This window comes from Candidatus Omnitrophota bacterium (assembly GCA_041650805.1).
Classification (GTDB): domain Bacteria; phylum Omnitrophota; class Gorgyraeia; order 2-01-FULL-45-10; family 2-01-FULL-45-10; genus JBAZKM01.
On sequence record JBAZKM010000010.1, the window covers coordinates 62,200 to 82,940 of the forward strand.

The 20,741-nt window shown below is 52.6% G+C and carries 17 protein-coding genes; all 17 read left to right on the top strand.

Features of this window, described 5'->3' with window-relative positions:
* Window position 1: 1 nt before the first annotated feature.
* A complete protein-coding gene (locus tag WC515_07505; protein ID MFA5147203.1) occupies window positions 2-1,849 on the top strand; it encodes a hypothetical protein in 1,848 nt (615 codons plus the stop codon).
* A 50-nt stretch (window positions 1,850-1,899) separates the two neighbouring features.
* Window positions 1,900-2,955, top strand: coding sequence for a Gfo/Idh/MocA family oxidoreductase (locus WC515_07510; protein ID MFA5147204.1), 1,056 nt, complete (start codon window positions 1,900-1,902; stop codon window positions 2,953-2,955).
* A gap of 60 nt (window positions 2,956-3,015) precedes the next feature.
* Window positions 3,016-4,053 (top strand): Gfo/Idh/MocA family oxidoreductase, encoded by a 1,038-nt coding sequence (locus WC515_07515; protein ID MFA5147205.1) that lies wholly within the window; start codon window positions 3,016-3,018, stop codon window positions 4,051-4,053.
* Entirely contained in the window at window positions 4,050-4,844 is a 795-nt protein-coding gene (locus tag WC515_07520) for a sugar phosphate isomerase/epimerase family protein (protein ID MFA5147206.1), read from the top strand. The genes WC515_07515 and WC515_07520 overlap by 4 nt, the downstream gene beginning before the upstream one ends.
* A 30-nt stretch (window positions 4,845-4,874) precedes the next feature.
* Window positions 4,875-5,783 carry a sugar ABC transporter permease gene (locus WC515_07525; GenBank protein MFA5147207.1) on the top strand — a complete coding sequence of 303 codons (909 nt, stop codon included), beginning with the start codon at window positions 4,875-4,877 and terminating at the stop codon, window positions 5,781-5,783.
* Window positions 5,784-5,867: 84 nt separating this feature from the next.
* Window positions 5,868-6,647: an HAD-IB family phosphatase gene (locus WC515_07530; GenBank protein MFA5147208.1), complete on the top strand. Its 780-nt coding sequence runs from the start codon at window positions 5,868-5,870 to the stop codon at window positions 6,645-6,647.
* Between the two features lie 37 nt (window positions 6,648-6,684).
* Window positions 6,685-7,626, top strand: a complete 942-nt coding sequence (locus WC515_07535) for a glycoside hydrolase family 130 protein (GenBank protein ID MFA5147209.1) — start codon at window positions 6,685-6,687, stop codon at window positions 7,624-7,626.
* Window positions 7,627-7,660: 34 nt separating this feature from the next.
* Window positions 7,661-9,124 (top strand): MFS transporter, encoded by a 1,464-nt coding sequence (locus WC515_07540; GenBank protein ID MFA5147210.1) that lies wholly within the window; start codon window positions 7,661-7,663, stop codon window positions 9,122-9,124.
* Window positions 9,125-9,206: 82 nt separating this feature from the next.
* On the top strand, window positions 9,207-10,838 hold the full coding sequence (locus tag WC515_07545; protein ID MFA5147211.1) for a phosphomannomutase: 1,632 nt from the start codon (window positions 9,207-9,209) through the stop codon (window positions 10,836-10,838).
* A 20-nt stretch (window positions 10,839-10,858) separates the two neighbouring features.
* Window positions 10,859-11,707, top strand: coding sequence for a carbohydrate ABC transporter permease (locus tag WC515_07550; GenBank protein ID MFA5147212.1), 849 nt, complete (start codon window positions 10,859-10,861; stop codon window positions 11,705-11,707).
* Between the two features lie 31 nt (window positions 11,708-11,738).
* Window positions 11,739-13,415 carry a discoidin domain-containing protein gene (locus WC515_07555; protein MFA5147213.1) on the top strand — a complete coding sequence of 559 codons (1,677 nt, stop codon included), beginning with the start codon at window positions 11,739-11,741 and terminating at the stop codon, window positions 13,413-13,415.
* Between the two features lie 74 nt (window positions 13,416-13,489).
* Window positions 13,490-14,158 (top strand): response regulator transcription factor, encoded by a 669-nt coding sequence (locus WC515_07560; protein MFA5147214.1) that lies wholly within the window; start codon window positions 13,490-13,492, stop codon window positions 14,156-14,158.
* Between the two features lie 25 nt (window positions 14,159-14,183).
* Entirely contained in the window at window positions 14,184-15,665 is a 1,482-nt protein-coding gene (locus WC515_07565) for an ATP-binding protein (GenBank protein MFA5147215.1), read from the top strand.
* A gap of 170 nt (window positions 15,666-15,835) precedes the next feature.
* A complete protein-coding gene (locus WC515_07570; protein MFA5147216.1) occupies window positions 15,836-16,426 on the top strand; it encodes a hypothetical protein in 591 nt (196 codons plus the stop codon).
* A gap of 146 nt (window positions 16,427-16,572) precedes the next feature.
* The gene (locus WC515_07575; GenBank protein MFA5147217.1) at window positions 16,573-17,643 is read left to right on the top strand and encodes a glycoside hydrolase; all 1,071 of its coding nucleotides are present in this window, start codon (window positions 16,573-16,575) and stop codon (window positions 17,641-17,643) included.
* 90 nt (window positions 17,644-17,733) lie between these two features.
* Entirely contained in the window at window positions 17,734-18,246 is a 513-nt protein-coding gene (locus tag WC515_07580; GenBank protein MFA5147218.1) for a hypothetical protein, read from the top strand.
* A 102-nt stretch (window positions 18,247-18,348) separates the two neighbouring features.
* The gene (locus tag WC515_07585; GenBank protein MFA5147219.1) at window positions 18,349-20,721 is read left to right on the top strand and encodes a glycosyl hydrolase family 65 protein; all 2,373 of its coding nucleotides are present in this window, start codon (window positions 18,349-18,351) and stop codon (window positions 20,719-20,721) included.
* The last annotated feature ends 20 nt before the right edge of the window (window positions 20,722-20,741 follow it).

Consider the following 20,741-nt stretch of genomic DNA (forward strand, 5'->3'; position numbering starts at 1 on the left):
GATGCATATAAGAGTATCTGTTAATGACGTCACCCTTGAGGCCGATATAGCCCGTCTGGCCAGGGAAGTCGATATGCCGAATATCATAACGACCCTGAGAGACAGGTCCGGCAGGTGGGCGTCGGACCAGTTCAAGGACGGCTCCGTAACTATGCTTGACTGGACGCGCCAGACCGAACGGATCGAGCCGCAGATGGAAGGGCTCAGGCGTTTTGCCGACGCGGTAAGGCGGGAGAAGGCCGATGGAAAGACGACGGACGTCGTCATAATCGGCATCGGAGGCTCGATAGAAGGCACAAAAGCGCTCCTGGGGCTATTCGGTGTGGATAAGGCAAGCCCGTGCATCCATTATATAGATACCGTAGACCCTATTGCTATCTCCGATGTCATCAAAGAGATAGATATGGGCCGGACGCGGCTGATAGCGATAACCAAGTCATTCACGACACTTGAGATAGTTTCAATATATAAGGTATTTCTGGCCGCGGCTGAGGCAAAAGGCATATCAAAGGAAGATATTGCCGGGCGCGTCACTATCATCACCGATGAGAAGACCGACGTCTCTGATAAAGAGAAGTACGAGATAGCAAGGTCCGGCATAGGCAAAGAGATATTCAGGATCCCGACAGGCACCGGCGGCAGGTTCTCGTGGGACACGCCCGTATCGCTTCTCCCATCCCTCATAATGGGCCACGACGTTGATAGCCTGCGGGCCGGCTCGTCCATGATGGAGGATATCGCCGTAACCCGGACCGACATAGCGGATAACCCGGCGGCGCACCTGGCGCTATTCAAGTATCTTATGCTAAAGAACGGGAGGGACAAGACGACGCTGCTCCTGCCGGGAAAGTTAAGATCATCAGGGACATGGACGGGACAGCTCGAGATGGAGAGTTTATGCAAGGATGACGGCGGAATGGTAGTCAAGACGATACTTTTGGACCACGAGCCGATAGCGGAAGAGATATCGGAATATGGCAAAGACCGCGTTTTCCTTATGGTCAAATTGGGAGAGAAGGATACGACTTATGATAAGCTGGCCGCCAAGTTAAGAAAGGCCGGTTATCCTGTTTATGAGATTGCCATATCTTCCGGGAAGGGGATAGGCCTATATTTTAAGATGCTGGAGTTCGCCACCATCTTTACTGGGTATCTCCTGGGCATAGATCCTGTTAACCAGCCCAACGTACAACTATATAAGAAGAAGCAGTTAGAGTATGTCTCAAAGCGCGAAGACGCGCCAGCTGATAATATCGTGTCTGAAGGGCCGATCGCCGTAGATTATAACGTGTCGATGGGCCCCGGTAAGGTGACGAAGGCCCGGCTCGAAGAGGTTTTGAAGAAGGCGGGGGGTAGGACGCCGTCCGATGTAGCGGCGGCTCTCCTCTTCATCGCGGTAAAAGACCTTAAGAGGGATTACATAGTCCAGATGATATTCAGGCGCATGGATGTGCGCATGAAGGCCTCGCAGGAGAGATGGCGCCGACGGGTAAGGAAGGCGCTTAAGACCGTGACGCTGGGCGAAGAGGCGCCGTGCGTTCTGCACGCGAAACAGCAGGGTTTCCAGACGGTCGCCGACGACGGCTTCTTCCTATTCATAAGGATAATGGATTACGGCAAGTGCGATATCGCCGTCCCCGGCCTCGGCTACACCCTCGGGAAGCTTGTGCAGGCGCAGGCCAGGGGAAGCCTAGAGGGTCTTGCCGGAGAGGCCAAGCCATCGGGAAACGGCAGATATAAGGGCGTCGGCATACGTGTCGACCTCAAAGACGCCTCACCCGCCACTCAGGCCGCCTTCGAGAAGTTCCTCGACGACATGGCAGAGAGATTGGAAGACCTCGCCGCATAACCCCTTTTATAATTGACGATGCGAATACCATGTGATAACCTAAATATCCTATGAAAAGATTCAGGGTGGGCATAATCGGATGCGGGACGATATTCCCGATGCACGCGCAGTCGCTCAGGAAGCTTGGAGCCGGGAGCTTTGGGCTTGGAGGAAAAGGCGCACAGCTCGTCGCCGTCTGCGACATAAAGAGAGAGCGGGCGGCCGGGGCGGCCAGGAAATACCGCTGCAATCATTACACCGACTATAAGAAGATGCTCGACGGAGAACGCCTCGACGTCGTACACATATGCACCCCCCATTATCTCCACATGCCCATGATATGCGAGGCGGCCAAGAGGAAGGTCAACGTACTGACCGAGAAGCCGATGGGGCTTAACCCGGAAGAGGCAAACAGGGAGATAAGCGCCGCCAAAAAGAACGGGATAGTCCTCGGCGTAATATCCCAGAACAGGTTCAACCCGGGCTCTCAACTCGTTAAAAAAAGGGTCAAGGACGGGAGTTTGGGTAAGATGAAGAGCGCCCAGCTCGTCCTTGCATACCATAAGCCGGACAGTTACTACAGGAAGAGCGACTGGAAAGGGAGGAAGCGCCTTGAGGGCGGCGGGGTGGTCATAGACCAGGCGATACATTACCTGGACATAATGAGATGGCTCATACCGAGCCCGGTAGATTACGTCGAGGCGTCGGTCAATAACAGGTACCATTCCTTCACGGACGTAGAGGATGCCGCCGAGGGCATAGTGAAGTTCAGGAACGGATTTTACCTCTCTTTTTACCTCATAAACTACTACTCCTATGATTCCGATACCAGGATAGAGATAGATTGCGAAAAGGCGCGCGTCAATATCGTAAAAGATTCCGCGCGGATCGGTTATTACAGGGGCGGGGAAGAACACGCAGGGCCGCGTCCCGACGAATATATCGATTACGGCGACGGTGTCAGGGACTATTGGGGCTATTGCCATTTTAACCAGATAAGAGATTATTACGAGGCGCTGAGGGCCGGCAGGAAGCCGGCGATCACAGGCGAAGATGCGAAGAAGACGCAGGAGCTCGTCTGGGCTATATACGAGTCGTCGCGGCGTAGAGCGAAGGTTTATCTGTAGTTAGTTAGGAGTTAGGAGCTGGGAGTTAGGAGTTAAGTAGATAAATAACGGAGGAATAAGATGGCAGTTAGAGTAGGAGTGATAGGGTGCGGCAAGATCGCCGAGAGGGCCAGTCTGCCCAACCTGGTGAATTACAGGGAGAAGGCGGAGGTGAAGGTCCTCTGCGACATAGCGGAAGAGAAGGCGAAGGCCTTGCGTGATAAGTTCGAGCTGACAGGCATCGATATAGCTACGGATTGGCAGAAGGTGGTGGCGAGGAAGGATATCGATGTGATCTTTGTCGATACGCCGAATTATCTTCATGAGGAGATGACCGTAGGCGCCTGCAGCAGGAAGAAACATGTCCTGGTGGAGAAGCCGATAACGCTGACCGTAAAGGCGGCCGATAAGATGATAAAGGCGGCGAAGTCGGGCGGCGTATACCTCATGGTGGAGCAGACCCAGAGGTTCGACCCGGTCCACCAGGCGGCCAAGAAGATGATCGACTCGGGCGTCCTCGGCAAGATACACAATATAAGGGGCAGGATAGGCCACGCAGGCCCGGAATACTGGTCCGAGGGGAAGGGCCACTGGTTCTACGACAAGAAGAAGTCGGGCGGCGGGGCGATGATAGACATAGGCGTCCATATAACGGACCTCATCAGGTGGTTCGCGGGAAAGAAGATAACCGAGGTCTTCGCCACGATACGCAACCTGGAGAAGCCGGTCAAGATCGACGATAACGGCACGGTCCTGCTGAAGTTCGCGGACGGCACCAAGGGCGAGATAGAGTGCAGCTGGACGACGAGACCATACGAGGTCCTTACGTTCACGTACGGCTCGAAAGGCAAGATGGTGACCGCGATAGGAACGGAGAAGCCCGTCAAGGTGACTGTCGCAAAGACCGGCAAGGGCGAAGACCCCAATTGCGTTCTCGAAGAGATATATCCCGAGATAGGTACCGGGACCGGATGGGAGAACGCCGTGCACTATTTCATCGACTGCATAATCGATAAAAAACGGCCGTTCGTATCCGGAGAGGAAGGGCGCGAGACGATGCGTGTGATAAACGCGGCATACGAGTCGAACGAGAAAGGGAGATGGGTGAAGGTAAGATGAAACTCGGACTCTGCACCTGGTCGTATAACAGGACGTTCGCCTCCGGCAAGATGGACCTGGAGAAGCTCCTGCACGTATGCGCCGGCGAACTCAGGGTAGGCGGCATAGATATAATAGACGTCCACCTCAAGAGCCAGGACCCGGCATATCTATTGAAGATAAAGAAGCTCGCGACCGACCTGCAGGTCACCATATCGGCCGTCTCCCCCGGGAACAGTTTCGGCAAGGATAAGGAGTCGGACGAGAGAGCAGAGGTCGATAAGATCAATAAGTGGACGGAGACCGCCTACCTCCTGGGCGCGCCGAACCTGAGGATATTCGCGGGATGGGCCCCGAAAGAGCGCCATAAGGAGTTGTGGCCGAAGGTTGTGAAGAGCATCAGATCGTGCGCGGAATACGCCGCAAAGAGAGGCGTTACGCTCGCCATAGAGTCGCATAACGGCGGCGGTTACCTGCCGACCTCGATAGAGACGCATAAACTGCTGAGCGACGTCAATTCGCCCTGGGTCAGGTTGAACCTCGATACCGGGAATTACCAGGACCCCGACATGTATGAGGCGCTCGAGAGGTCGATGCCGTATACCACACACATGCATGCCAAGATACACAAACTTTCCCCCGACGGGAAAGAGCTCGAATTCGATTATGATAAGATATTTGCCATCCTGAAGAAGGCCAACTACCGCGGGTTCCTCAACATCGAGTACGAGGGCAAAGAGGATGAACTGACGTACGTGCCGAAGGCATTCGATATGGTGCGAAGATATATCAAGAAGTACGAAATGTTTTAGTTATCCACTAAGGACAGAGATGGCGGATAGATGCGGAAGAGGAATTTATTAGAAAAGCTGAATGAGCAGAAGTGGTCGTACCTTTTCATAGCGCCCGGGGTGTTCTTATTCGTCGTCTTCGTCGTGGGCCCCCTCATCGCCTCTTTCTACTGGTCGTTCACCGAATATAACGGTATCCAGCCGGCGCGATGGGTAGGGCTTGAAAATTATAAGAACATATTCTTCCACGATCCCCGTTTCTGGAGATCGGTAGTCAACACCGTATTTTACACGGTATGCGTCATCCCGCCCGGTGTCGCGCTCTCCCTGCTTCTTGCGATAGCCGTCGACCAGAATATAAAGGGGAAGAACCTCTTCAGGGTCATATATTTCATACCTTCCGTAACGTCGGTCATAGCCCTGTCGGTCATATGGAAATGGCTATTTGCCGGGGAGAAGTACGGGCTTATCAACCATATTCTAATACTGATGGGGTTGGACCCGGTCGACTGGCTTATGAGCCCGGTATGGACGCTCCCAGCTATCATCATAATGTCGATATGGGCCGGTATCGGTTATAACATGATACTATTCCTGGCAGGCCTGCAGACGATACCCGCGACCGTATACGAAGCCGCCGATATCGACGGTGCCGATATCTGGGATAAATTCTGGCACATAACGCTCCCGTTATTGAAACCTACGACGGTATTCGTAGTCATAATGGGGTTCATCGCTTCGTTCCAGGTGTTCGAGAGCATATATATAATGACGGAGACCGAGTTCGGCATCGGAGGCGTTCTCGACTCCGCGCTTACGGTGGTCGCCTACCTGTACGACATGGGGTTCAGGAAGTTCCAGATGGGGTACGCCTCGGCACTGGGTTATATAGTATTTGCAGTGGTATTTACGATAACGATGATCAACATAAGGTTTGTAAAGACGAAGGTAGAGTATTAAAACCATTTATTGACAAGCAGTTCCGGAGATGATATACTTCCCGGACATCCACATGGCGTCTCGGAAAAGAAGAGTGCTCTCAAAATGAAGAAAAAAATCCTCTTTGTCTCTGATTTTGATAAGACACTTTCCGTGGGAGACGTGGGATATATACTGAGCGCAAAGCTGGGAGTGTCTGCTCAGGCATTCGACCGGAAGATCGAAGAGATAAAACGCAGGAACATCGTACAGCTCGGCGGAGAGCTTGCGCATCTGATAGTCCGGGACCCCGATTATGCAGGGAAGGTAACGAGAGGCCTTCTTTATGAAGCGGGGAAAGAGGTCAAGCTGAAAAATGGGGTTGCCGAGCTGATGAAGATCCTGGCCGAGGGGATCGATAATTACCGTTTCAGCCCGTATATAGTATCCGCGGCGCCTAAAGAGTGCGTCGAGAAAGCGGTGGAGCATATCCTGCCCGCCGGCAACGTCTACGGCACGACTTTTATTTATAAAGATGATATGGTCCAGGATATCGAAAGGGCTAATGCCGGGCATGCGAAAGTGGCCACTCTCGATATGCTGAAAGAAAGAGAGAACGTCCCGAGGGATGCCATAATATATGTAGGGGACGGTTCAAGCGATGTCCACGTGATGCTGCATATCATGTCCTACAACGGGTATACGATAACCGTTTCCCCGTCGCCTTATATGGGGCACATCTGTCGAAGGAGCGTGATATCCGATAATGTCCTCTCTATCCTGGTGCCTGTCCTTGAGGACCTGTTAAAATACGACCAGGAAAAGGTCCGGGCATACTTCGAAGGCAGGGGGCATCCGATCCTGGAATGGAACAGGGCTGATACGGAGTGGTTGGACGTTGCTTAAGTATTAACAGTGCTACAAAGGGAGGGAATAGGCAGACATGAAGACAAGTAAGTATCCTATATGCAAGCGGTACGAGGGGAACCCCATCCTTACGGGCAAGGATTTTCCCGTAGAGGCTGATATCAAGAACGTCTTTAATTCCGGCATCGTGAAACACAACGGTATCTATACTATGATATGCCGGGTGGAGAATTCCGCCCTGCTTGACCGTTTTTGGATCGCGGAAAGCGCGGACGGCTATCATTTTAAACCGCGGCCAAAGCCGGTTGATATGCCCCACGACGATCCGGAATTCAAGAAGTATTCCGACGGCATGTACTATGACCCGCGCATGACCAGGATCGGGAACACATATTATATGGTCCATGCCGCCCACAGCGGCCACACCTGCCGGCTGAGCCTGGTGAAGACGAAAGACCTTAAGAAATTCCAATGGATGGGGTTCATATCCGAAACGGATAACCGCAACGGGGTCCTCTTCCCGGAGAAGATCAACGGATTGTATGCGCGCCTTGACCGGCCCAACACCGGAGCCGATACCGGGGATATATGGGTCTCTTACTCTCCGGACCTGATATACTGGGGAAAGAGCGAGTGCGTCTTCAGGAACTGGGAGGGGATACGCTGGGCGTGGACGAAGATAGGTGCGGGAGCCGTTCCCATCAAGACGCCGAAGGGATGGCTGACCATCTTTCACGGAGTGCGCACTCAGTGTAAATCACACTTTGTATATCAACTGGGTGTCTGCCTTCTGGACCTGAAGGACCCGGCAAAGGTCAAGGCCATGGCAGAAGAGGCGATCCTGATCCCGGAGGAGCAGTATGAACTTGTGGGACAGACTCCCAGCGTGGTCTTTACCTGCGGCGCCGTAGTGGAGGATAACGGCGAGATCAAGCTTTATTACGGCGGCGCCGATACGGTCCAATGTGTTGCCACCACAAGCGTGTCGCGGCTTATCGATGCATGTTATAATCGCTAAAGCTTGAACCGCAAAAGGAAAAGGAGAAGATAGAATGGAAGAAGCTATCCCTGTTGACAGGAGGAGAGGCGAGAGGAGGAAGAGAGATCGTCTTCCGTTTTTCACCAAGATATCCTATAGCCTCGGCACGGCAGTCGATATGTGGGGCCTCTGGCTGTACCCGGCCGTCGCTTTTGCGGTCTTCAATATGTATCTGGGTGTTGAACCGTGGCTGGTAGGTCTGGCGATTACGCTGATACGCATCTGGGACGCCCTCATCGATCCTATAGTGGGGTGGTTGTCCGATAACCTGCGTACCAGATGGGGCCGCCGGCGGCCTTTTATCCTGATCGCCGGTATTTTGAGCGGGCTCTGCCTGCCTGTCCTCTTTTTGGTGTCGCCGTCCTGGGCTGAAGCGAAGTTCCTCGGCATATCCTCTGTATTCTGGTATATGATCATCTCTACCATGCTTTATTATCCCATAGTAAGCTGTTTTACCGTACCTTACTACAGCCTGGGCGCGGAGATGACCCCTGATTATCACGAACGCACCTCCATCATGTCCTATCGCAGCATGACCCAGAAGGTTTCGGAATTGGGCAATTTTTACGCTCTGAGATTTACCAACCTGGCCTGGTTCCTTGTTCCGGGAACGGCACAGAAGAATACGCTTTTGGGGATGCGGATCTACACAATGATATTGGGCGTGATAATGGCTATCTTTGCCATAATCATCTTCTTAAGGGTCAAAGAGCGCTACTATCATACAGTGGTGGTGAAGGTTACCGAGAAGATATCCATCTTGAGCGGTCTGGGAGAGACCCTGAAATGTAAGCCGTTCCGTCAGATGATGGTCATGGGCGGCGCCTTCACCCTGGGTACGAGCATGGTCGGCTCGCTTGGCTACTATGCAACGGTCTTTTATGTAGCCGGCGGCGACAGGATCCTGGGCGACAACTGGCAATTCTGGATGGGTGTGGCCTTTATGGTGGGAGGTCTTATAGGGGTACCGCTCCATAAGTTCCTGGCGGATCGTATCGGCAAACGCGAGGCGGCAGTCATAGCATGCTTAATAGGTATATGCGGTTATGGCGGTTCATGGTTTTTGTATACGCCGGCGATAAAATGGCTGCAGACGATAGCGTCGGCTTTGATGGGGATGGCCGCGGCATCTCTCTGGATGCTGCATAGCGCTATCGGCGCCGATATCCAGGATTTCGACGAACTCAATACGGGGAAGAGGCGGGAGGGCTCTTTTACCGCCTGCGGCTCATATATCCTTAAATTGGGGAATTCGCTCGGATACTATTTTTCCGGCCTTATTCTGACATGGTCGGGTTTTACCTGGAGCGTTAAGGTCCAGGCGCCCGAGACGATATTCTGGATACGCGCAAGTCTGGCATCTTTGCCGGTTGCGGGACTGATAGTCGCCATAATCTTTGTTCTACGTATGCCGCTGACAAAACAGAGATCCGAAGATATCCGCGATAGACTTGAAGAGCGCAGAGGCACGGTGTAGGCAGTTGTCTCATTTCGTCTTGGCCGTAGGGGACATTTAAATGTCCCCTACGGCTTTTTCGTAACGTGTAAAGATCAAGCTTATGGAAGGGTTAAAGTTCGGTACAAGCGGGTTGAGAGACACGGTCGAAAATATGACCGATATGGAATGCTATGTCAATACAAGGGGTTTTATCGAGTATCTCAGGAAGACGGGAGAATTTAAAAAGGGCGACGCGATAGCAATAGGCGGCGACAGGAGGCCCAGTACATATAAGATAAAAAGGGCTGTTGCGGCCGCCGTTTGCGACACAGGCGGTATAGTAGACGACCAGGGGCAGGTCCCCAGCCCCGCGTTGGCTTATTACGCGATGTACAATGGTATGGCCAGCATTATGGTCACAGGCAGTCATATACCGGCGGACAGGAACGGCATAAAGTTCACTAAGCGCTCGGGAGAGATATTGAAATCGGATGAACCGGGTATCCTGGAAAACGTAAGAAGAGAGAGGACGAAAGTCCACTCTATTGCCGAAAGAGCTTCAATTTTTGATAAAAACGGGAATTTTAAGGCAGGGCCCGGGTCCGGGTTCAATGAACTCTTGAAGGCCGAGTCCTATACGGGCAAGTCCGGCCAATTTTATATAGACAGGTATAGAAGCGTCTTCGGGGATGATTTTTTTCCCGAAGGGACAAAGATATTCCTGTACCAACATTCTGCCGTAGGCAGGGAGATCGTAAAAGAGATCTTCGAAAGCTTAGGCGCGGAGATATTTGCGCCTGATATCGAGATAGACAATGAGCCTTTGAGAAGCGCTGAGTTCGTCCCGGTAGATACCGAAAGCGTTTCCGGTAAGACCCTGGGCATATTTAAGAAGGTTCTCGCGGATAATGATCTTGATATCGGGATCACGCTGGACGGCGATTCGGACAGGCCGCTTTTGGTTTACAGGGAATGTGAGGGAGGCAGGCAGACCGGCGATGTAAAATATATAACCGGCGATATTTTAGGGCTGCTTGCCATATTGGGCCTGGAAAGATTGGATGTAAAGGTAGATGCCGTCTGTGTCCCCGTCAGCGCAAACGATTCTATCATGAGGGTCTGTAAGGAGAGAGGAATAGAATTGACCCAGACCAGGATAGGGTCCCCTTTCGTTATCGCCGCGATGAACGATTCGATCGGCCGTCACCCGGGTAAATGGAATGTATTTTCATGGGAATCGAACGGCGGTTTCTTGACGGGGACCGATATTTATATCGGGGGCAAGGTACTCAGGGCCTTGCCTACCAGAGATGCGGTACTCCCGCTCTTAAGCGTTATCAATCTGGTCGCGAAGAGCGGGAAGAAGATGCCGGAATTTATAAAAACACTGCCCGGAAGGTTCACGCATGCGGACAGGAAGAAAGAATTTCCTGCGGAGATTAGCAGGGCAATAATAGATTATTTGACCCCTGAAGACCCGGATGATGCAGAAGAGTCGGAAAAGATCAAAAAGAGGATAGAAGAAGCGTTCCGCGATGGGGATGGTTTTGGGAAGGTCGAGGATGTAAATTATACGGACGGGGTAAGGATACTTTTTGATAACGGTGAGATATCGCATCTCAGGCCATCCGGGAATGCGCCGGAGTTCAGGATATATGCTATCGCGGATTCGCAGGACCGGGCGGCCGAAATGGTACGGATAGGGATAGAGAAGGTGATACCGAGATTGGTTGCAGCTTCAGGCGGTTTTTGATATAATAAAAACCCGATGATATGGAAATATTGAAGAGTAAACGGTTCCAGAATGTCACGATAAAGGGCGCCATATACGCGTTCCTCCTGCTCGGCGCGGTCTCCGTAGCGGTACCGTATATCTGGATGTATGTCACAAGCATAAAGCCCGTCGAAGAGGTGCAGTCGTACCCGCCTTCTTTTCTGGTGAAGGAGCCGACCCTATCGCCTTACAGGGACCTGTTCCGGCTCATTCCGATGCTGCGCTATATGTGGAACAGCATATACGTAGCCGGCGTCGTGACGATAGCCAACGTCTTCTTCTGTTCGCTGGCGGGATACGCGTTCGCCAAGCACAGGTTCTACGGTCGCGACAAGGTCTTCTTTGCCCTGCTGGGCTCTCTCATGATACCGTGGCAGGTGAACCTTATATCCGGGTTCATACTCATGAAGAAACTCGGCTGGCTCAACTCGTATAACGCGCTCATCGTGCCGGCTATGGCGGGCGTCTTCGGAATATTCCTTTGCCGGCAGTTCATCATGTCGATACCGGACGACCTGGTGGATGCGGCGAAGATAGACGGTTGCGGCGAGTTCACGATATACAGGCGCGTTATATTGCCCCTCATAAAGCCGGTGCTCGCGACGCTCGCCATCTTCACGTTCCTGCAGCAGTGGAACAGCTTCATATGGCCCCTCATAGTGATAAATTCGAGCGAGATGCGTACGCTGCCGCTCGCCCTCTCCGTATTGAACGGCGAGTTCGGCACAAGATTCGCTATGATCATGGCAGGCGCAGTCGTTGCGACGACGCCGATGCTCATCGTATTCCTGGCTTTCCAGAAGTATTTCATGAACGGGATAACTATGACGGGGCTTAAGGGGTATTGAGATCCGTAAACTAATGAATAGGGGATAGAAAATGAAAAAAGGTATAGGGTATAGGGTATTGGGTATAGGGTTCAAGAAAATAGCATTGATAATATTAACTATGTGCTTCGTCTTCACGAATGTGTCGTGCGCGGCGCAAAATACGAAGGACGAAGGGCAGGGAACGGTGGACGAGAAGCAGGTGAGCGCTGCCGATCCCAAGCCCCAGGTCCCCGCCCCCGAGCTCGTCTATCTTAAGATCGGGAGCGCGTCCGCCTCCGGGTTCGACGAAAGTCCTGATTGGGCGCCGAAACCGGACGCCATGGCCGCGGCCGACGGCAACGCCGAGACGAGGTGGGCATCCGCTTACAAAGATAACGAATGGATCGTTTTCGACTTCGGTAAGCCGAAGCTATTGTCGAGGGTCGTCATAAAGTGGGAACAGGCATTTCCGACGCGGTATGAGGTGCTCTCCTCCGATGACGGACAGAACTGGAAGAGGGCGGCGCTTATGGAAGGGCAGAAAGGCGGGGTGAGCGAGATAGATTTTCAGCCCGTCACCGCCCGGCACATCAAGGTCGTCGGCCTGGAGAGGGCGAACCAGGAGTGGGGCATCTCCATATGGGAGCTCGAGCCCTACGGGCCTAAGGCCGGTAACCCCGATGAGGCCGCACTCGGGGATACGTTCAGGGCGATAGCTGAGAAGACGGAGAGCCAGAAGAAGGTCGATATGCTGCGCGATAAGATGGCCGCCGGGTATAAGGCGCCTTCTCCGGGCGCTATCGGCGCAAAGGAATTCCAGCGCGGCGTCAATTATACCTCATGGGATAAGGACGAGCTCGACACGACGACCTCCGATTACAGCCTGGCATACCTTTCGGAGATCGGCGTCGGACATGTTGCGCTGATGACCGTCTGGTACCAGGATACGGCGGAATCGGGCGTCATAGCGCCGGATGCGAAGAAGAGCGTGAGCGACGGATCGGTAGCGCATGCCATAAATATGTGCCATGCGCTGGGCATGAAGGTCATGCTTAAGCCGCACGTAGACCTGATCGACGAAGAGGCGAGGACCAATATCATTCCCGGCGATGAATGGTTCAGGAGTTACAGGGAGTTCATCCTGCACTATGCCGTCATCGCGGAGGCGAACGGCGTAGAATTGTTATGTATAGGGACCGAGCTTTCGAATACAACTACGACCAGATGGAAAGATGCGTGGCTTGCCCTGATAAAGGATATACGCGCCGTATATAAAGGCGCCCTCACCTATGCCGCTAACTGGGATGAATATGAGACCGTATCCTTCTGGGATGCCGTAGATTATATAGGTATGGACGCCTATTTCCCGCTCACCGATAAGAATGATCCCCCCAAAGAAGAGCTCGTGGCGGCATGGACACGGCATGCCGATATTCTGGAGAAGTGGCTCAAGGACAATAACCTGACCAAAGGTGTCATATTCACCGAGGTCGGTTACGATACCATAGAAGGGTCGAATAAACAGCCGTGGCGTATACTGCCCACGCTGGCCACTTACGCGGAGAGCCAGGACGAACAGGCGAATTGCCTCGAGAGCCTTTTTGCGGGGCTGTCCAACAGGAGCTGGTTCAGAGGATTTTACTGGTGGAATTACTTCCCGAGGTCCGATATCGGCTCTCTCGGATATACCCTGCGCGGCAAGAAGGGCGAGGCGATCCTTAAGGAGTGGTTCGGTAAGCTTAAGTAAAATAGACGCCTGCTTTCAGCTGTCAGCTTTCAGCAAAAGCTGATGGCTGAAAGCCGAAGGCTGAAAGCTGAACGATGAGAATCCTCGTCGTCGAAGACGAAAAGAAGATCGCCGACTTCATAAAGCGCGGCCTGAAGGAAGAGGGATACGCCGTCGACGCTGCCTATGACGGGGAAGAGGGGTACTTCCTTGCAAAGACGAATAACTACGACCTCATCCTCCTCGACCTCATGCTCCCCAGGATGGACGGCCTTACGCTCTGCAAAAAGCTTAGAGGGGAAGGCCTGCATACCCTCATCATCATGCTCACCGCGAAAGACACGGTCAAGGACAAGGTCCTGGGGCTCGATTCCGGCGCGGATGACTACCTTACCAAACCTTTCGCTTTCGAAGAGCTCCTCGCGAGGATACGGGCCGTGCTGAGGAAGAAGGACGGCGGTCTCCCGACGGTGCTTAGCGTAGAGGACCTGGTATTGGACCTGGTGACCCACAAAGTGACGCGCGCCGGTAAGGAGGTGGTCCTTACCGCCAAAGAGTATGCCCTGCTCGAATACCTGATGCGCAACGCCGGTTCCGTCGTGACGAGGACTATGATATCGGAGCACGTCTGGGATGCCGATTTCGACACCTTTACAAATGTCATAGATGTCTATATAAATTATATCCGGAACAAGATAGACAGCGGCCAGGCGAAGAAACTGATCCATACGGTTCGGGGGAGAGGGTACGTGTTGAAGAGTTAGGAGTTGGGGGTCAGGAGTCGGGAGCATGATGGTCTTCATCAAGTCGATACGGTTCAAGATAACCATCCTCTATATGGGGATACTCGCCATTACGCTCACCTCATTCAGCGTCATCCTCTATCACAACGTGAGCCGAGGCCTGTATGAACATATGGATACGCTCCTGGTCTCAAAGGCCGGCGGTATCGCTCAATCGGTAGACGCATACTGGGAGGCGGCAAAGTTCGAAGAGGCCGAAAACGCCCAGGTCGCGGAGGCGACAAAGAAACGGCGCAATGTCAACTTCGCCAAGGCCGCCCAGCGGTGGGCCCAGAAGGAATCGGACGACCCGGCGCTTATAGATATCATAGTGCAGGTCTTCGATACCGACGGCGCTATCATCGCCTCATCGAAGACCGCCAAGGATATGCCCGAGATATCGCAAAAGGGTTTCCTCCCGATCCTGCAGGGAAAGAGCAAATTCTACACAACGGATTCGGGGGACCGGGCCGGCAGGATGACCTTCAGGATATTTACCACTCCGGTCTTCGAGAGCGAGAAAGTTGCCTATATCGTACAGGTCGCCAGTCCGCTCACCTCCATCCAGGTGGCCCTTACCAATTTAAGAGTAGCGCTATTCATCCTATTCCCGATAACGGTCTTATTGACCGGGATCATGGGTGCCTTTTTGGCCAAGATGACGCTGAAGCCGGTCGACCATATGATACATACGATACACCAGATCACGGCGAATAACCTAGAATTGCAGCTGAAGGTGCCGTCCACCAAGGACGAGATACAGAACCTGGCAGAGACATTCAACAGGATGCTCACCCGGCTCAAAGAGGCATTTACATCCCAGAGGCAGCTCTTTGAAGACCTGTCACATGAACTGAAGACCCCTCTCACTATCATGAAAGGGGAGCTTGAGGTCGCCCTTAAGAAGGTCCGCACCCCGGGTGACTATGAATCTATCCTTAAGAGCTCGCTTGAGGAGCTTAACGTATTGATAAAACTTTCGGAAAACCTCCTTTTTCTGGCGCGGGCGGATTCAAAAGAGGTCATGCCGCAAAAGAGGGAGCTCGATCTTAACCCGCTGCTTCAAGGGGTCATAAACAGCATCAGGCGTCTGGCCGAATTGAAGCATATAGCCGTATCATTCGACGCGCCAGCAGCGATCCGGCTGTATGGGGACGAAGACCAGCTGAAGACCCTCTTCTTCAATATACTTGATAACGCCGTCAAATATACGGCCGAGAACGGCGCCATAGGGGTGCGCGTCGTTAAAGACCGTAGCGCGGTCAATATAGAGATCAGGGATAACGGTATGGGCATATCCGGAGATGATATCCCGCATATCTTCGACAGGTTCTACCGTATAGATAAATCCCGTAATAGCGCCGGGTTCGGCCTGGGCCTGAGCATTGCAAAGTCGATAGCCGAGGCGCATGACGGCGCAATATCGGTCGAAAGCCATACGCCAGGCGGCACGAAGTTCACCGTCCTTATCCCCATAAAAAAGGGCTGATAGGCCGTTTTCACGCGTAAGATTAGAAAAATTTAATGCTGTTCTAACGGATTTTTAACTATGAATGGTGTATAGTAGTAGTGTAAACCTGAAATTTGTTTCATCAAATTTCAGGATGGCCGTTCTTAAATTTACAGAGAAAATTTAAGAATTAAAAAAAGGAGGGTGGTATGAGGAAGATAATGGCAGTAGCTGTAATAGCAGTGCTGGCGCTTGCGGTCACCACGCTGGCCCGGGCTGAAGATAAGGTGCTCTTCAGCTTCGAGAAAGACGCCCAGGGATGGGAGATCCCTGAGTGGGCCATCGAGCAGGAAGACCATGTGGCGAGGTCGGTAGAATCCTCGAAGGACGTGGCGAAGGAAGGGAAGGCATCGCTCAAGGTCATGTCCGAATTCCCCGGTAAAATATGGTCGGCCTCACTTGTCGAGGATTTCGAATACTTTGACTGGACGCCATATAAGGCCATATCGGCAGACGTCTACATACCGAAAGACGCGCCCGTGGGCCTTAAGGCAAAGCTGATATTGACGGTAGGCGAGGGCTGGAAGTTCACCGAGATGGCGCGTTCGGTAGCGCTTGTCCCCGGCGAGTGGGTCACTATTTCGGCAAATCTTATGCCGGGCAGCGAAGACTGGAAGAGGACCGTTGTAGACGACAACTTCAGAAAAGATGTGCGCAAGGTAGCGGTAAGGGTCGAATCCAACAAGAAGCCGGAATACAAAGGCCCGATATACGTCGACAACGTAAAGCTTGCAAAATAGCATTATCTCAGCAGAGGATCAGTTTAACCTACCCCGCGTCCTTACCCAGGGCGCGGGGTAGTGGTTGTAGGTTGCGTTTGTAAGGATATCAGTATATAATAATAATCGCAAAAAATAGCGATCCGACAAAAAGGAATGAGTCAAAGATGAAAAAAGTAATGTTCGCTTCTCTTATATGCGCGGCAACCTGCCTGACCTTTATTACAAGCCGCCCTGCCTGGCCGGCGGATGGCCCTAAAGAGAAGACGGGATACGAATTTCAAAAAGGGATGTGCTACACCACGTGGAGCAAAGAGAGGTATTCTACCGGCGGGTCCGATGCTTCTTTAAGGGATCTGAAGAAGAACGGTGTCACATGGGTTGCCATACTTACCACCTGGTACCAGGAGAAGTGCTCCACTACAGGTATATTCCCCACGGATAAGACCCCGAGCGACGCAAGCCTGATACACGCTATAAATACGGCGCATAAGGCCGGGATGAAGGTCATGTTGAAACCTCACCTCGATGTGATCGACCCGTCTGAAGGGACGTGGCGGGGTGAGATAGTCTGCATAAACGAATCCGACTGGCAGAAATGGTTCGAAAGTTACAGAGATTTCATCCTTCACTACGCGAAGATAGCCCAGGAACATAAGGTCGAGATGTTCTGCATAGGGACGGAGCTTACCACCGTCAGCAGTGTACGCGAGGATATGTGGAGGGATGTTCTGATAAAGCCCGTCCGCGAAGCATATAAGGGCCCTCTTACCTATGCCGCCAATTGGAATGTCGAGTACCTGATCGTCAAATTCTGGGATGCCCTGGACTATGTCGGTATCGATGCCTATTTCCCTCTCGTTGAAGATAAAGAAGTGCCCGTCTTCGAAGAGATAAAGAAGGCCTGGGAGCCATGGGTCAAAGAGATCGAAGAATTCCAGAAGAAGGTAAAAAAGCCCATCATATTCCCCGAGGCCGGTTACTGCTCAGCCGACGGCTCCGTAAAGACGCCGTGGGAAGAGATAGCAAAGGGCAGCGTGAATATGAGGCTGCAGGCAGAGGCCTATAAGGCCCTGATGGAGACGTTCTGGCCAAAAGAGTGGTTTTACGGGGTCTACTGGTGGAGATGGGGCACCGACATCCGTATGGGCGGGCCGCATAACAGGAGTTTCACCCCTCAAAACAAGACCGCACAGGTCCTTGTGCGACATTGGTATGATAAACCTTCGCCGAGGTAAAAAAATTTTATGAACATTCTAAGGATATTTTTTATTCTTTTATTAACGGTGTTGTTGTCCTGTACACGATCTTTCGCAAAAGAGTTCGTGATGTATAATTTCGAAAAGGATCCCCAGGGCTGGGAGATACCGAGCTGGGCTGCGGATAAGCAAGACCACGTGGTCAGGCAGATAGGCGTCTCGGAATTCCAGGCAAGCGAAGGGAAGTACGCTCTGGAGATGGAGGTCGATTTTACGTCAAACCCTCAGTGGGCCGGCGCTTATGTCGAGCGGCTCATAGATGTGACGGATTGGAGCCCTTTCAAATATCTCTCCGTTGATATATTCCTGCCGAAAGAGGCGCCGAGGGGGCTTAGGGCAAAGATAATCCTTACTGTGGGAGACGAGTGGAAATGGACCGAGATGAACAAATCCATCCCTCTTACGCCGGGCGAATGGACCATCATTAAGGTAGACCTCACGCCGGAAAGCATGAACTGGAGACGTTTCATAACCGATGCGTTCAGGGCCGACGTCCGGAAGCTCGGTATAAGGGTAGAGTCGAACGGCAAGATCGCGTATAAGGGGCTCATCTATATAGACAACGTAAAGTTGTCAGATTGAATTGAGCTATCAGCTGTCAGCTCTCAGCTTTCAGCAAAAAACTTAAAAGCTGAAGACTGATAGCTGATGACTGAAAGCTGAACTAGGAGTTGCGCGAAGGTCATGAAGTACGGCTATTTTGACAATAAGGCGAGGGAATTCGTGATAACGCGGCCGGACACTCCGACACCATGGATAAACTATCTGGGCTGCGACGAGTATTGCGCGCTCATCTCAAATACGGCCGGAGGATACAGTTTTCACCGCGACCCCAGGGATAGACGCATCACCCGTTACCGCTACAACAATGTCCCGGTGGACAGGCCCGGCCGATATATATATCTGCGCGATGAGAAATCCGGCGATTGCTGGTCCGCCACCTGGCAACCCGTCCTCAAAGCCCACAGCCCAAAGCCCACAGCCCAAAGCCATAGCTATGAATGCCGCCACGGCATGGGGTATACCGTTATAAAGTCGAAATACGGCGGGATATCAACGGAAGCAACGTATTTCGTTCCCGTCGGAGAAAATCTCGAATTCTGGGCGCTCGAGGTAAAGAACGATTCGAATAAGGCCCGCACCATAAAACTCTTCACCTACCTCGAATTCTGCCTGTGGCACGCAGAGATGGACATGACCGATTTCCAGTACACGCTCAATATCGCCAGCGCCGTGAATGAAGGCAACCTGATATTCCACCAGACGGGCTACGCCCCGGGATCGGGCAGATACGGCATCGCATATTTCGGCTGCAATAGGAATATTTCGGGATATGACTGTGACAGGGAGACGTTCATAGGGAAATACCGTTCTGAGTCCAACCCCATTGCCGTCGAAAGAGGGAGGTCCTTCAACTCCGTAGCTTCAGGCGGTAACCCGATAGCGAGCGTCTCGCTCAATGTCACCCTGAAACCGGGCGAATCCAAGGATATCGTCTTCACGCTCGGTGTCGCTCAGACGAAGGGAGAGGCGAAGGAGGCGCATAAAAAGTACCTGGATGAGAAGGCGGTCTATAGGAAGCTAGATGAACTTAAATCTTACTGGGGCGAGTACCTCGGCCATTACCAGGCGGATACTCCCGATGAAGAGGTCAATTCCATGGCAAGCACCTGGAACCAATACCAGTGCCGCACCACTTTCAACTGGTCGCGGTTCGCCTCCTATTATGAGGCGGGCATAGGCCGCGGGATGGGATTCAGGGATTCGAACCAGGATACGCTGGGCGTGCTGCATGCCATACCCGAAAGGGTCAAGGCGCGCATCATGGAGTTGGCGTCGAACCAGTTCAGGAACGGATCTTCGTACCACAAATTCTTCCCGCTGACAAAGACGGGCGAAAAGGGCGGGTATTCCGATGATCCGCTATGGCTCATCATGTCGACGGCGGCGTACATAAAAGAGACCGGCGATATCCGTTTCCTCAAAGAGAAGGTCAAATTCATCGACGGCGAACCGGCGCCCATGTATGAGCACCTCAGGAAGGCGATCGATTTCGTATTGAGCGAGAAAGGGCCCCGGGGATTCGTCCTGATGAGGTTTGCCGACTGGAACGACTGCCTGAACCTCGGCGCAGACAACGAGACGGCGGAGACGACCTGGGTGCCGCAGCTCCTCTATATGGAGATACAGGAGTTCCTCACCATGGCAAAATTCCTCGACATGGCGGACGACCACGAAAAATATTCGGAGCTTGCCGCCAGGATAAAGGAGAATTTCAATAATAAGGCATGGGACGGCAAGTGGTACATAAGGGGCATCGATAAGTACGGGAAGGCCGTCGGTTCTGCGAAGTGCAAAGAGGGCGGTAAGATAGACCTGCTGCCCCAGGCATGGGCTGTTATGAGCGGGATAGGCGACGATGCCAGGAAGAAGATGTGCATGGATATGCTGAAGAAGCATCTCGATACCGAATATGGTATCATGCTTATGACTCCCCCGTATACGGAGTATGATGAGAAGCTGGGCGCGGTGACTACATTCGCCCCGGGGCTCAAGGAGAACGGCGGCATATTCTGCCATTCCAATCCCTGGGCCATGATAGCAGAAACGATACTCGGCCGGGGTGACATAGCGTTCAAATATTATAAGACGATATTGCCTCCAACAAAGAACAGGATCGCCGATGTGCACCTGACGGAATGTTATGTATATTCGCAGTTCATCACAGGGAAAGATAACCCGAACTTCGGGCGCGCGCGCAATTCCTGGCTCACCGGGACTGCCGCGTGGAACTTCGTCGCCATCTCCCAATATATACTGGGGGTGAGGCCGGATTATAACGGTCTCGTCATAGACCCCTGCATCCCGAAAGGGTGGAAGTCGTTTACCGTGCGCAGGGTCTTCAGGGGCGCCACCTATGATATAACTGTGCGCAACCCCGGAAATGTGAATAAGGGCATCAGATCATTAAAGGCGGACGGCATAAAGATAGAGGGGAATGTCGTACCCGTATTTAAAGATAAGAAGGTTCATAAAGTGGAAGCGATAATGGGATAGTTGAGCTGGGAGTTAGGAGT

Coding starts and splice junctions, on each gene's coding strand:
- WC515_07505 (MFA5147203.1), top strand. CDS start 2: ATGCATATAAGAGTATCTGTTAATGACGTCACCCTTGAGGCCGATATA.
- WC515_07510 (MFA5147204.1), top strand. CDS start 1,900: ATGAAAAGATTCAGGGTGGGCATAATCGGATGCGGGACGATATTCCCG.
- WC515_07515 (MFA5147205.1), top strand. CDS start 3,016: ATGGCAGTTAGAGTAGGAGTGATAGGGTGCGGCAAGATCGCCGAGAGG.
- WC515_07520 (MFA5147206.1), top strand. CDS start 4,050: ATGAAACTCGGACTCTGCACCTGGTCGTATAACAGGACGTTCGCCTCC.
- WC515_07525 (MFA5147207.1), top strand. CDS start 4,875: ATGCGGAAGAGGAATTTATTAGAAAAGCTGAATGAGCAGAAGTGGTCG.
- WC515_07530 (MFA5147208.1), top strand. CDS start 5,868: ATGAAGAAAAAAATCCTCTTTGTCTCTGATTTTGATAAGACACTTTCC.
- WC515_07535 (MFA5147209.1), top strand. CDS start 6,685: ATGAAGACAAGTAAGTATCCTATATGCAAGCGGTACGAGGGGAACCCC.
- WC515_07540 (MFA5147210.1), top strand. CDS start 7,661: ATGGAAGAAGCTATCCCTGTTGACAGGAGGAGAGGCGAGAGGAGGAAG.
- WC515_07545 (MFA5147211.1), top strand. CDS start 9,207: ATGGAAGGGTTAAAGTTCGGTACAAGCGGGTTGAGAGACACGGTCGAA.
- WC515_07550 (MFA5147212.1), top strand. CDS start 10,859: ATGGAAATATTGAAGAGTAAACGGTTCCAGAATGTCACGATAAAGGGC.
- WC515_07555 (MFA5147213.1), top strand. CDS start 11,739: ATGAAAAAAGGTATAGGGTATAGGGTATTGGGTATAGGGTTCAAGAAA.
- WC515_07560 (MFA5147214.1), top strand. CDS start 13,490: ATGAGAATCCTCGTCGTCGAAGACGAAAAGAAGATCGCCGACTTCATA.
- WC515_07565 (MFA5147215.1), top strand. CDS start 14,184: ATGATGGTCTTCATCAAGTCGATACGGTTCAAGATAACCATCCTCTAT.
- WC515_07570 (MFA5147216.1), top strand. CDS start 15,836: ATGAGGAAGATAATGGCAGTAGCTGTAATAGCAGTGCTGGCGCTTGCG.
- WC515_07575 (MFA5147217.1), top strand. CDS start 16,573: ATGAAAAAAGTAATGTTCGCTTCTCTTATATGCGCGGCAACCTGCCTG.
- WC515_07580 (MFA5147218.1), top strand. CDS start 17,734: ATGTATAATTTCGAAAAGGATCCCCAGGGCTGGGAGATACCGAGCTGG.
- WC515_07585 (MFA5147219.1), top strand. CDS start 18,349: ATGAAGTACGGCTATTTTGACAATAAGGCGAGGGAATTCGTGATAACG.